Genomic DNA, 13,013 nt, shown 5'->3' with positions numbered 1-13,013 from the left:
TTATTCATGATTTTTCAGGAATCTTTCAGATTTCATTAGAATCAATTTGAAGGCATTGGGTAATGTTTTTTCCTGCCATGGGTGCGCAGCCCCAAAAACATGATTCTCTTTTTCATAAATCACTAGTTCCGTATCAGGCTTCCATTCTTTTATTTGATGAGCCATTGCTACGGGTAGGGTTTCATCTTCTGTTCCATGAAAGGCAAGCAAAGGCTGCTTCATTTCCTTTATTGCTTTTGGAATTGATAAGCGATCAGGATGGTTGAGTACATCATCATACAATTGGACATAAAGAGGCATTAATTGATTAGTTCTTTTATTTTCGATGTATTGCACTCCCTTTTCTCTCCACTCTTGTAAGAAACTCTCAGGCCATCTTTTAGTCAAATCACTAATAGCTGCTAAAGTGATCACTTTATGTATTCTTACTTCTTCTCTAGCTTTTAGGAGTACCAATCCACCCCCTCTACTGTGCCCCATTAAATTTATACTATTTAAGTTAACTTCGTCCTTAGGAATTTGGCAGGATGCTGAGAATAGATAATCAATTGTGTCTTTTACATCATCTAATTCTTTAGTGAAGTTATTGTTTCCGAAGGCTTCTAAATCAGCGAAATCATTTAATTGCTCGGGAGTAGTGCCGTTATGACTTAGATTTATTTTCACAAAAACAAAACCATTCTGTGCAAAACCATCGGCAAGCAAATTAAAAACTCCCCAGTCTTTAAATCCTTTAAAACCATGAACAAAAAGGATCAACGGTTTCTTTTCTTTACTTGGAATATAGCGAAAATCAGCCGTAATTGGCTTGTTATGAACCGTACTTGTAATAATTATATTTTCTTGAATCATTTTGTTTGAATGCATTGCTTAGATATTCATTTGGTAGTAATATTGCATACTAATGAGCAGTAAAATTAAAGAAATACAAATACCAATAGCCAATGAAATGGCGGAATTTGAAATAAAGTTCCGTCAGTTTATGAAAAGCAAAGTTTATTTGCTTGATAAAATCATGGGCTATATTGTTAAAAGGAAAGGAAAGCAGATGCGTCCTATGTTTGTGTTTCTTTCAGCTGGTGTCCATGGACAGATAAATGAAGCTACGTATAGAGGGGCTGCTCTAATCGAATTGTTACATACTGCTACCTTGGTGCATGATGATGTTGTTGATGACGCAAATTACAGAAGAGGTTTTTTTTCCATAAATGCTTTGTGGAAGAATAAAATAGCCATCTTAGTGGGTGATTATTTATTATCACGAGGTTTACTGCTTTCAATAGATAATGAAGACTTTGATTTATTGAAAATAGTATCGGAGGCTGTCAGAGAGATGAGCGAAGGAGAATTGTTACAGATTGAAAAAGCGCGAAAGCTCAATATTACAGAAGATATTTACTACGATATTATAAAACAAAAAACCGCTTCGTTAATCGCCTCATGTTGTGCTGTAGGTAGTCGTTCAGTAATGAAAGATGATGATGTGAGTGAGAAAATGAAACTTTTTGGTGAAAAAGTGGGAATGGCATTCCAAATAAAAGATGATTTATTTGATTATGGCACACATGAAATAGGTAAACCATTGGGAATTGATATTAAGGAAAAGAAAATGACTTTACCATTGATTCATGCCCTAAATAATGCTGATAGTTCAGAGCAAAAGCATATAATAAAACTCATTAAAAATAAGAGCGACAAAAGTTCCACTGTCAAAACTGTAGTAGCATTTGTGAGAGAAAAGAATGGTATTGCCTACGCTGAAGAAGTGATGCATAATTACTTTGATGAAGCAATGACCATCTTGAAAGATTTTCCGCAGTCAGAATATCGACAGTCTTTAATGGATTTGGTAAAATACACTATTGAAAGAAAGAAGTAAATTAATTAATCTATTGTAAATCGCTGAATATGAGAGCTTGCAATAGGCTTAGCTGCAAAAAGAGCTTTAGTGGCAGGCCAAACTTTACCAAATGTTTCCGAATGTCGATATTGGTTTAAGTCATCTTCACTTTTCCACAAACTATAGGTACTGAAAATATGCGGTTGATTCTTGTCTTGCCAAAGCTCTAGGTGCAAGCAGCCAGGTTGATGGCGAATAGCCTCTTTATTCTCTTCAAATATTTTAATAAAGCTAGCAGTTTTATTTTCTTGAAAAGTCATTTTTACTATTCTAATGATCATAATATTAAAATATTAAGGCCGGAACTAGCCGGCCTTTTCCTAACTTCATTTTCTTTTAATTACTTTTTCAACGGCAGCAACAATATGCTCAGCATCTAAACCATACTTCTTCATCAACTGCTCTGGTTTTCCGCTTTCACCAAACTGATCATCAACGGCAACATATTCTTGAGGTGTAGGATTGTGTTGAGCTAAAACTTGGGCTACAGCATCCCCTAAGCCACCATTACGTTGATGCTCTTCAGCAGTCACTACACATCTTGTTTTAGAGATTGATTTCAGTATTGCAGCTTCATCTATTGGCTTAATAGTATGGATGTTAATTAACTCTACACTGATGCCTTTTTCTCTTAAAATAGCTTCAGCCTCGATTGCTTCCCACACTAAATGTCCTGTAGCGAATATGGTTACGTCAGAACCCTCTATCATATTGATGGCTTTACCAATTTCAAATTTTTGATTATCTGGAGTAAAAATCGGTACTTTTGGCCTTCCAAACCTTAAATATACTGGGCCTTGATAATCTGCAATTGCTAAAGTTGCTGCTTTAGTTTGGTTGTAATCACATGGGTTAATGACGGTCATGTTTGGTAGCATTCTCATCATACCAATATCTTCCAAAATCTGATGAGTAGCACCATCTTCTCCCAAGGTAACACCCGCATGAGATGCACATATTTTCACATTTTTTTCAGAATAAGCAATGGACTGGCGAATTTGATCATACACTCTTCCTGTTGAGAAATTAGCAAATGTTCCAGTAAACGGGATTTTTCCACCTATTGTCATTCCAGCCGCTAGGCCCATCATGTTGGCTTCAGCAATCCCCGTTTGAAAGAATCTATCTGGAAATTCTTTTTGAAAAGCTCCCATTTTTAATGAGCCAATTAAATCTGCACATAGTCCAACCACCTGCTCATTATTTCTACCAGCTTCTAGTAGCCCATCGCCAAATCCCGAGCGTGTATCCTTCTTTTCAGTAAAAGTAAATTTAGTTTCTGCCATTTTGCTCTAATTAGTATATTTTAAGATTTAAAGTCTGTCCCGACTGAATGTTGAATTCTTTAATTTGCGTGTATTTGCTTCCCATTGCTTGGTCTGAACGAAATACATATTTATATTTTCCTGGTTGAATTCCAAAACTTGATTTTCCTCCTTTAAGATCTAACTTCTTAATCCATGTTTGCCTCCCATTATCATCAATTGAGTACAAACTCCCTATTCCTCTGCTACTATAGCTGATATTAATTCTACCAGGAGCAGGTATCTCGATCGTTTGCGAACGTCCTTGTTTTACTTCAACTCCATCTATCTCGATTTTTGGTAAAGTAAGAATCTCTAAATCATATTTTCCGATTAAATACTTTTCTTCTGATCGGATTGTTTGTGTATTTATAATGGCTGATTCTGTAGCTTTTTTCACCAAAACGCGCACATCACTCTCGTATTCTGTGGTATTATCTTGATTGATTTGTAAGCTACCTTGAGGGGTTTTTATTTTAATGATGTTATGTGTTCCTCCTTTTAAGGAAACATTTCTTTTGACAACTGGGGGAAGTGTATTCACAACTACGTCATAACTTAAGACAGGATCAACTTCCACTGTATCTGGTTTCCCATTTCGGTCCCTGAAGTGGATAAAATCGAATTCTGAGATGCCTGTAAACGTATTGATAAAGCTCACGTTGACATCTTTCTCAACAGGCTTTCCTAATTGATCTAATAACTCAACACTTGCTGTGGTTTTGCTCAATGACTGGCTTAAAATACCATTCAAAACAGACTGAAAAGCGCTTATGTTTTTAGCATTGTAGTATTCGCCCATGCAGTCAAATTCGGAGGCGAACTTTTCTTCCATTCCCAGACCAATTACGAATGGTCTAAGGAAAATATCTTTTTTCTGTAGTTCTAATGATACTGCACATGGGTTACCATCGCAGGACTCTATACCATCAGTAATGATTATAATGATATTTCGATAACTATCATCTTTTGGGAAATCATTCGCAGATTGTTCTAATGAATAGGCTATGGGAGTAGTTCCTTTAGGATAAATATATTTTAAGCGATCTATGATGCGATCATTGTTTTTAGGTGCAAAGGGGATTTCTAGTTTTGTATCTTGACAATTGCGTTCTTTAGCAGGTGTTAGATGTCCATATGGTCTAAGTGCCAATTCTATTTTATTATTTACTCGAAGGGAATCAACCAGATTAGTCAGCACCCTTTTAGCGGCATCAATTCTTAATTCGTTGCCCCATGGAGCCAACATGCTTCCTGATGCATCAAACAAAAACAGAATTCTTGTTTTTTCAGGAATACTTTGCTCCACCCTTTGTGATTTTGCACTTTGCAAAACAAAGAGTATAAAAACTAACGATATGATTATTTTCTCTTTCATTTAGTCGATATAAGCGTGAAGAATTTTTCTTGACGCTTATAACTATTGCTTAGTAATCTCCTAATGTTTCTTCCAATTGAGATAATGCATTAGCTAATTCATCATCATTTGGAGCTACACCATGCCATTTGTGAGTTCCTTGCATGAAATCTACACCATAGCCCATTTCTGTTTTCATTAAATTTAAAACAGGTTTTCCTTTGCCTGTTAAGCTTTTAGCATGCTCTAAAGATTTAATAATCTCAGACATATTATTTCCATTACTTTCTATCACTTCCCAACCAAAAGCTTGCCATTTTGCTTTTAAATCCTTCAAATCCATCACTTCTGAAATAGGACCGTCAATTTGTTGGCCATTATAGTCGACTGTGGCGATGATATTATCAACTTTGTGATGAGCACCGTACATTGCAGCTTCCCAGATCTGACCTTCTTGTAATTCTCCATCTCCCATCAGCACATAAACCAAATTATCTTCATTATTTAGTTTCTTGGTTTGAGCAGCACCTAAAGCAGCTGATAATCCTTGTCCAAGGGAACCTGAAGCAATCCTAATCCCCGGAAGATGTTCTTCAGTTGTTGGATGGCCTTGTAATCTGCTATTAATTTTTCTAAAAGTGCTTAACTCTGAGACTTCGAAATAGCCGCTTCTTGCTAAAACGCTATACCATACGGGAGATATATGCCCATTTGATAAGAAAAATAGGTCCTCTTTTTTAGCATCCATATCGAATTCGATATTGTGCTTTAGGATGTGGAAGTATAATGCTACAAAAAAATCTGTGCAGCCTAAAGAGCCTCCAGGATGACCAGAATTAACCGCGTGGACCATCCTAACTATGTCTCTTCTTACTTGAGAAGCTATTTTTTCAAGCTCTTGAATGTTTGCCTGACTTGCCATTGATTATGAATTTAAAATTTGTGCTGTATGTTCTTTTGTCTTTACTTTTTGTACGATGTCTGCAATTGCACCTTTTTCATCAATAACAAAGGTAGTCCGTATCGTGCCCATATAAGTTTTTCCGTACATTTTTTTCTCACCCCAGGTGCCATATAAATTATGCACAGTATGGTCTTCGTCAGCGATAAGCTGAAAAGGTAAACTTTGTTTTTCAATGAATTTTTTATGTGATTTTTCTGAATCTTGGCTTACACCAAGCACAACATAGCCCTGCTTCTGAAGCTCTTCATAATTATCTCTTAAGTTACAGGCCTGTGCTGTACATCCTGGCGTATTATCTTTAGGGTAGAAGTAAAGAATTACTTTTTTACCTTTGAAATCGCTTAATTTGATTTCGTTGCCATCTTGATCTTTAGCCTTAAAATCTGGTGCTTTATCTCCAATATTTAATTCCATAGTTTTTACAATTTAGTAGTGTATTCAGTTTCATTTCCCGCATTATCGGTTACTATCAATACAAATTCTCCAGTTTTCGTGATTTTATGATCTGGCCAATCTATCCATATCAAATTATCTTTTGGTTCATACTTCAACAGTACCCATTCTCCGTTAAGTTTCCCCTCAAAAGATTTGATTCCGGATAATTCATCCTTTATGCTATAGCTGTATTTGCTGCTGCCTACTTTTACTAATGGAGAAATGCTGTCTGTCAGAATAGTATAATCGGCCAGATTCCTGGTTTGAAAAGTTATTTGACCATTATTCCACTCCCCACCTGTAAATGAGAAATTACCCGAATCATCTATTTCGTAAACATGGCTTTTACCTGCTTTATAGTGGTTTAACGAAGGGGATAATTCCACTTCTATTGAGCTCTTTAGTGGTGAGGTAACAGGTCCCAATGAAAATATTTCTAAAGAATCAGTGGTTTTAATTTCATAAGCTGTTTCTATATAAAGGGTATCAAATACAGAATAAGAGCTGAATTGAAAATTCATTTTCTGAGTAGATATTGTCTTGTTTTGGTTGGGAAGAACTTCATGAATTGCTCTAAGGTTTAAACCATTATCACAGTTCAATATCGATTCAGGTACTCCATTCTTTAAATTCCACAAATATACTGCTGTTGTATTTATGAAATAGTCCGGTTTGATTGATTCTATCTCTCCGCCTAGGTTTAGATTTAGTTCTTCGCTTTCATTTTCACAATTAGAATTTGCAAATACTTTCAAGATATTGCCATTAATAGTGTAATCGATTTCATCTATTTGAAAATCTAAAGACTCTTGTAAGAATTTTTCGGGTTCTTTTCCTTTAATAACTAAATCTAAGGTACTCTCATTTCCATAAGGATCGAACATATTGATTTTGACCTCATATATCCTATCATTTTCTATTGTAATTATTCCATTATGATTTTGGGTTTCATAAAATTTCAGTTGATTGCCATCGTCTATATATAATTTATGGTACCGAGGACCTGTCGTCATCTTTACATCATAAGGATAATGCATTAAAATATGTCGTTGCAAACCGAAACTCATCACATCAATGTTTTGCTTGAAATGTGGTTGTTTGTTGACTTGAACTTCAATGATGCTAATACCATTTTTATTCGCAGATCCATTTAATTTATCATGGCCCCAGAGTTCTAAACCAATTTTTCCGATTGCTTTGATGGTATCTGTGGCTCTATAATTAAATCCTATTCTATTAAGCTTAATATCGGCTCTATCATATTTAGAAAATACACGTGCATTATTATTCATTGGTCTAACCGCAAAGCCTTGTAGAATAGGAGGGATGTCATCTTTGACCTCTGCAAAGCCATAATGCAAAGGATTTAAAACTCGCTGTTGTGCATCTCTAATTTCAAAATGGAGATGAGGCCCAAGAGAACCTCCTGTATTTCCTGAAAGACCTATTACTTCTTGCGATTTGAATGCGAATTCGTAGGGTTGGGGAAATAATTCTATCTCAAATGTCTGCTGTTTATATTGTTCGGATTTAACGTACTTTTGAATCTCAGGAGAGAACTCATTCAAATGCGCATAAACTGATGTGTTTCCATCAGGATGTAACATATAAAGAGCATTTCCATAACCAGAGGTGGATACTTTGATTCTCGTAATATAGCCTCTTTTGGTAGCGTGTACAGGTTCTCCAATTTTGCCTCCCGTCTTTATATCAATGCCAGCGTGAAAATGCGAAGAACGTAATTCGCCCATAGTACCTGATAGGTAGTTGGTTTTGTTAGGACGAATTGGGAAAGTATAAGGGTCCGTATTTTGAGCTAACATCCCGATCGGGAAGCTGATTAAAAAAACGAATAGTATTATTTTATATTTATTTGACTTCAAAATCTAATAGTTTTTGATTTTCAATAAAACCTTCCAATTTATCACCAATAAGGACTGGTCCTACACCCTTTGGAGTACCTGTAAAAATTATGTCTCCTGTTTTTAAAGTAAAAAATTTAGATAGATAAGAAACTACATAATCTATAGGAAATAACATCAGGGATGAATTACCTTCTTGTTTTAAAGCTCCATTTACTTTAAGGGAGAAATTAATATTTTGAAGGTTTTCAAATTCATTCTTCTCGAGCCACCCTGAAATCGGGGCGGATCCATTAAATCCTTTTGCAATATCCCATGGTAACCCCTTTTCCTTTGCTTTGGATTGTAAATCTCTTGCAGTGAAATCAATCCCTAAACCAATTTTGTCATAATACTTGGAAGCATGCTCTTCTTTTACGAATTTGCCTTCTTTGCAAATTCTGATAATTAATTCAACTTCATGATGAATATCATTACTGTATGAAGGGTAGTAGAAAGGCTCATTATTTTTTAAAATTGCTGTATCTGGCTTAGTGAAAATCACAGGTTCTTCAGGACGCTCATTGTCAAGCTCTTTGATGTGGTCTCCGTAATTTCTACCAATTGCCAGTATCTTCATTTGATGAATTTTATGCAAAAATATGGTTTCTTTTAACTATAAAAATGAAACTTTCGTTAAATTATAAAAAGAATTATTACAGATGGTATTTAAAGAATTTAAAACTGGAAAATTATCATTTGAAGAACAAAAATAACTAGCTATGAGAAAGATTTTGACTTTTTTGACGGTAGTGTTAATCATGTTTGCTTGTAAAAAAGTGCCGATAACCGACCGAAATCAATTTAATTTAATTCCAAATAATCAGTTGAATGCTTCAAGTTTTTCATCTTATGATCAAGTGATGAAGGAGAGTAAATTATCCTCAAATAGTGGTCAAGCTCAAATGATAAGAACTGTTGGAGAGCGGATTAAAAATGCAGTAGAAGTGTATTTAAAAGAGAATAATTTGGAAAATGCCACAGAGGGGTTTAAGTGGGAATTTAATTTGATAGCAGAAAATATAGTAAATGCATGGTGTATGCCAGGTGGGAAAGTGGCTTTTTATGAAGGTATATTACCAATCTGTCAGGATGAGACAGGTATAGCAGTCGTAATGGGGCATGAGGTGGCTCATGCTGTTGCTAAGCATGGAGGCGAAAGAATGACACAAGCACTAGCCCAGCAAGCTGGAGGTATTACCTTAAGTGTTTTAATGAGAGAGCAACCAGAGAATGCACAAGCCTTGGCCATGGCAGCTTATTCTGGTGTCAGCACGGTAGGAGCAATCTTGCCATTTAGTAGATTACATGAGTCCGAAGCCGATGAACTTGGATTAACATTTATGGCTTTGGCAGGCTACAATCCTGAAGAAGCACCTAAGTTTTGGCAAAGAATGAAAGCGAAGTCAGGAAGTGCACCTCCTGAATTTTTGAGTACACACCCTGCGAGCAATACGAGAATTAAAGATTTAAACAAATTACTACCAGAGGCCAAAAAACTTTATTCAAAAAGCCAAAAAGCGACTAATAATCGAATACCTAACCTAAGTGAAATTTCAAATTCCACTTCTGAAAAGAGTGAGGGAAAGAAGGAAATCCAAATGAAGATCGGTAATTGATATTCTGTAATAGTTATTTGAATTGACACCAATGGCTCAAATTTGATTTGAGCCATTTAATTTTCTATAAAACAATTCACTAGTTTGGATTTACTAAGCGAATAGGATCAGTTTGGATAATGTTGCTGCGATTTCCCGCTCTATCCAAAATATACACCTCTAAAAACATAGGGTAATCTCTAAAAATAGCTTGAAACCCTACACTTTTCATTTCATAAGTCAAAGATCCATTTAACGGGCGGCTATAATCTTCAGTATTCAAAATTGGAAATCTCCCGTGGAAAGACTGATAAAATCCAGGTTCCGTTTCCCATTCAAACTGTACAAAGTCATTGCTTCCAGGCCGTTGATAATAAAAATCTACATAAATATTAAAATGCCGTTCATTAAAATCCACTAGTATAGTATCATTGACTAGTAGGGTATTGTTAATTATAATTGAATCTGAAGCTATATAATAGTCATAGAAATTGAATGGTGGTAATTCGGGAGAACTTCCAAAAAAAATCAATTCCCTTTCTTGGCTTAAGGGAATATTAAACAAATTGTAAGGCTGTTCAATTTCAGTGTTTCTTAGTCCTAAATCCCCATCTCCATCCTCAAAAGATAGTGTTACACTAATCACGTCTTGGTTTAAAGGTTGTCCGCTGGCTGAAGTATCTGTTATTTGACTGAATTGTATGTCTTCATATTCGATGGCTGGGCCATTTTCAAACTCCGGAGGTGTCGGACAGGCAGTAAACATTATTAAAGAGCTGATAATAATAATGGAATTCAATATGAGATACCGTGCCTTATTTTTAGCTTTGTAATACATAATTATTTTCCTAATGTCAGAAAGAGAACGCTTTTTTAAGCAATTTGATGCCCTAAATGATGAAAATTTTCAGGATTTTGCCTTAGCGCTGTTCCAGTACCAAAGTAAATACAATTTAGTTTATAAAAAATATATTGATGCTTTAAATATTAACCCTTATTCTATCAGCGATTTGAGGTCAATTCCTTTCCTCCCTATAGAATTTTTTAAACAGCATAGAATTGCTACTAGTTCCAGTAATATTGAAGAGTTCGATGCTGTTTTTGAAAGTAGTGGCACTGGTTCAGGTTTAATAAGTAAACATTATGTGCCGAGTGCTAAGCACTATTTAAGTAATGCCCGGCTTATTTTTGAAACCCAATATGGAGATCTTGAAGATTATATAATCCTAGCGGTGTTACCATCCTACTTGGAGCGTAAAGGGTCTTCTTTGGTAGCCATGGTAGATTATTTTATTAAGCTTACGCAGTCTTCTGATTCGGGTTTTTATTTAGATGATCTAAAGCAGTTGATAAATAAAGTTGAGAAGTTAAAGAAACAAAATACCGGAAAGAAAATCATTATCTGGGGAGTTAGTTTTGCTTTGTTGGATTTGGCAGAAAACTATAGCACTGACTTTGCAAATTGTATAGTGATGGAGACTGGGGGTATGAAGGGTAGGAGAAAGGAGATCACCAGAGAAGAACTACATGAGATTTTGTGTGAAGGACTAAATGTAGATACCATTCATTCTGAGTATGGTATGACAGAATTGTTATCACAAAGCTACAGCAAAGGAGATGGATTTTTTAAATCTCCTATTAGCATGAAAGTATTGATAAGGGAAGTAAACGACCCCTTCGATGTCAAATTCGCTCATAAGAGAAGCGGAGGATTAAATGTAATTGATTTAGCTAATATTGATAGTTGTGCATTTATTGAAACTCAAGATGTGGGAATGGTGCATGATAACGCTGATTTTCAGGTGCTGGGTCGATTTGATAACTCAGACATCAGAGGATGTAACCTACTTGTGTACTAATGCTCCAACAATTCTTTCGCACTTTGAATAGCTGAATCACTTGGGTTTTCTCCACCTATCATTTTTGCAATTTCCAAAGAACGTTCTTTTTCATCCAGTAATTTAATCTTACTAATGGATTTATCTGCAGAATTATCTTTATAAACAAAGTAGTGCTGATCTCCTTTGGCCGCTATTTGGGGTAAATGGCTGATGGTGATGACTTGGTGGTTCTCTGCCATTTTCTGCATCATATTTACCATTTTGATCGCTACTTCCCCAGAAATTCCTGTATCAATTTCATCAAAAATAATTGTAGGCATTGCAATCTTATCGGCCATAATATACTTAATGGCAAACATTAAACGTGAAAACTCACCACCTGAAGCTACGTTTTTTAAATTTTGAGGTGCAACGCCCTTATTAGCACTAAATAATATTCTGATATCATCTATTCCACTTTTATCATGCTCTTTTTCTTGATTATCAATTTTGACCACTGCATCTTCCATACCCAATCCGGCTAATAGAGAACGAAGTTCTTTTTCAAGATTTTGGAAATGTTCGATTCTTTGTTTGCTGATTTGCTGAGCTTCCTGATCCATTTGAGCATATGCTTCATCAACTGCTTTTTGTAGTTTCAATTCGCTCCCTTCTGCATCTTGAACCGCCAGTAGTTGTCCCTCCAAATCAGATTTTATTTTCATTAAGGCCTCAACGGAATCGACATGATGCTTTTGTTGTAGAGAATAGATCAAGCTCAGTCTTTCTTGGGTTTGCTGAAGTTCTTCTGGTTGGTGTTCAAATTCATTGGCAGTGATTTCCAATTCTTTACTTATATCCTGAATTTCTATGAAGCTGCTATTTAGTCTTTCAGAGAGTTCTTGAAAATCTTTACCATAAGATTGAATAGCTTTAAGGCTCTCCGTAGCTTGGTGTAAATTATGGATAGCTGCTAATTCTGGCCCATCCATTAATTGGTGGGCTTCTGATAATTTAAGTTTAATCAATTCACCATTTTCCAACAGCTCTAGCTTTTCTTCTAAATCTTCTTGTTCATTATTTTTTAGTTGTGCCTTATCTAATTCATCAAAAAGAAATTGATTAAAATCTTTTTCCTGTTGCATTTGATCAGCAGTGTCTTTAAAATGCTTTAAACTTTTTTTAGCTTTAGTATAAGTGGAAAACGAGGATTTGTATTTAGTAAGGGCTTCAATTGTGCCTGCGTAAGCATCAATAATTCTTAATTGGAAATCTTGATCTCCGATTAATAAAGTTTCATGTTGAGAATGAATATCCATTAGGTGGTTGCCCAAATTTTTGAGAACATCTAAGGTAACTGGGGTATCGTTAATGAAGGCCCTAGATTTACCACTGGTACTTATTTCTCTCCTGATTACGCATTCTGTGTCATAATCTAAATCTTCTCTTTCGAAAAAATGATTCAGATTATATTCACCAATGTCAAATAGTCCTTCTACTACACATTTGGTATCAGACGAGTAAAGTACTTTTGTGTCTGCTCTTTTACCTAACAATAAGCCTACCGCACCTAACATGATAGACTTTCCCGCTCCCGTTTCACCAGTAATTGTGTTAAGGTTAGAAGAGGGATTTATATTTAGTTCTTGAATTAAGGCGTAATTTTTAATCAAAAGCTTTTGAAGCATATTGGCACTAGGTTTTTATCGCAGGGCTAATTTACTTAAAAATTAT

General features: G+C 35.3%; 13 protein-coding genes. 3 read left to right on the top strand and 10 right to left on the bottom strand.

Annotated features, from left to right (window positions below; all coding sequences use genetic code 11):
* Entirely contained in the window at window positions 1–867 is an 867-nt protein-coding gene (locus B9Y84_RS12455) for an alpha/beta hydrolase family protein (RefSeq protein WP_245830864.1), read from the bottom strand.
* A 37-nt stretch (window positions 868–904) separates the two neighbouring features.
* On the opposite strand from B9Y84_RS12455, the gene B9Y84_RS12450 reads away from it, so the two are divergent.
* A complete protein-coding gene (locus tag B9Y84_RS12450) occupies window positions 905–1,879 on the top strand; it encodes a polyprenyl synthetase family protein (RefSeq protein WP_085517709.1) in 975 nt (324 codons plus the stop codon).
* A 5-nt stretch (window positions 1,880–1,884) separates the two neighbouring features.
* Here the strand turns inward: B9Y84_RS12450 and B9Y84_RS12445 are convergent, their stop codons facing one another.
* From B9Y84_RS12445 to B9Y84_RS12415, 7 genes are read right to left on the bottom strand one after another with little or no spacing between them, the layout of a single operon-like run.
* Window positions 1,885–2,181 carry a putative quinol monooxygenase gene (locus B9Y84_RS12445; protein WP_085517708.1) on the bottom strand — a complete coding sequence of 99 codons (297 nt, stop codon included), beginning with the start codon at window positions 2,179–2,181 and terminating at the stop codon, window positions 1,885–1,887.
* 45 nt (window positions 2,182–2,226) lie between these two features.
* The gene (locus B9Y84_RS12440) at window positions 2,227–3,186 is read right to left on the bottom strand and encodes a transketolase family protein (RefSeq protein ID WP_085517707.1); all 960 of its coding nucleotides are present in this window, start codon (window positions 3,184–3,186) and stop codon (window positions 2,227–2,229) included.
* Window positions 3,187–3,196: 10 nt separating this feature from the next.
* Window positions 3,197–4,582, bottom strand: a complete 1,386-nt coding sequence (locus tag B9Y84_RS12435) for a vWA domain-containing protein (RefSeq protein WP_085517706.1) — start codon at window positions 4,580–4,582, stop codon at window positions 3,197–3,199.
* Between the two features lie 49 nt (window positions 4,583–4,631).
* Entirely contained in the window at window positions 4,632–5,483 is an 852-nt protein-coding gene (locus B9Y84_RS12430) for a transketolase (protein WP_085517705.1), read from the bottom strand.
* 3 nt (window positions 5,484–5,486) lie between these two features.
* A complete protein-coding gene (gene bcp, locus B9Y84_RS12425) occupies window positions 5,487–5,939 on the bottom strand; it encodes a thioredoxin-dependent thiol peroxidase (RefSeq protein WP_085517704.1) in 453 nt (150 codons plus the stop codon).
* Between the two features lie 5 nt (window positions 5,940–5,944).
* Entirely contained in the window at window positions 5,945–7,843 is a 1,899-nt protein-coding gene (locus tag B9Y84_RS12420; RefSeq protein WP_139828027.1) for a M23 family metallopeptidase, read from the bottom strand.
* Window positions 7,830–8,441, bottom strand: coding sequence for a fumarylacetoacetate hydrolase family protein (locus tag B9Y84_RS12415; RefSeq protein ID WP_085517702.1), 612 nt, complete (start codon window positions 8,439–8,441; stop codon window positions 7,830–7,832). Before B9Y84_RS12415 ends, B9Y84_RS12420 begins: the two co-directional genes overlap by 14 nt.
* A 142-nt stretch (window positions 8,442–8,583) precedes the next feature.
* On the opposite strand from B9Y84_RS12415, the gene B9Y84_RS12410 reads away from it, so the two are divergent.
* Window positions 8,584–9,480, top strand: coding sequence for a M48 family metallopeptidase (locus B9Y84_RS12410; RefSeq protein WP_085517701.1), 897 nt, complete (start codon window positions 8,584–8,586; stop codon window positions 9,478–9,480).
* A gap of 79 nt (window positions 9,481–9,559) precedes the next feature.
* On the opposite strand, the gene B9Y84_RS12405 is transcribed toward B9Y84_RS12410, so the two are convergent.
* The gene (locus B9Y84_RS12405) at window positions 9,560–10,297 is read right to left on the bottom strand and encodes a hypothetical protein (RefSeq protein ID WP_139828026.1); all 738 of its coding nucleotides are present in this window, start codon (window positions 10,295–10,297) and stop codon (window positions 9,560–9,562) included.
* Between the two features lie 13 nt (window positions 10,298–10,310).
* On the opposite strand from B9Y84_RS12405, the gene B9Y84_RS12400 reads away from it, so the two are divergent.
* Complete coding sequence (locus B9Y84_RS12400) at window positions 10,311–11,318, top strand: LuxE/PaaK family acyltransferase (protein ID WP_085517699.1); 1,008 nt, start codon at window positions 10,311–10,313, stop codon at window positions 11,316–11,318.
* On the opposite strand, the gene recN is transcribed toward B9Y84_RS12400, so the two are convergent.
* On the bottom strand, window positions 11,315–12,967 hold the full coding sequence (gene recN / locus B9Y84_RS12395; RefSeq protein ID WP_085517698.1) for a DNA repair protein RecN: 1,653 nt from the start codon (window positions 12,965–12,967) through the stop codon (window positions 11,315–11,317). The two genes, B9Y84_RS12400 and recN, sit on opposite strands and share 4 nt — an antisense overlap.
* Window positions 12,968–13,013 lie beyond the last annotated feature (46 nt).

This window comes from Marivirga sericea, from assembly GCF_900177665.1.
Lineage (GTDB): Bacteria > Bacteroidota > Bacteroidia > Cytophagales > Cyclobacteriaceae > Marivirga > Marivirga sericea.
The sequence above is the reverse complement of the archived record's forward strand: the minus strand, read 5'-3'. Positions and strand labels throughout refer to the sequence as shown.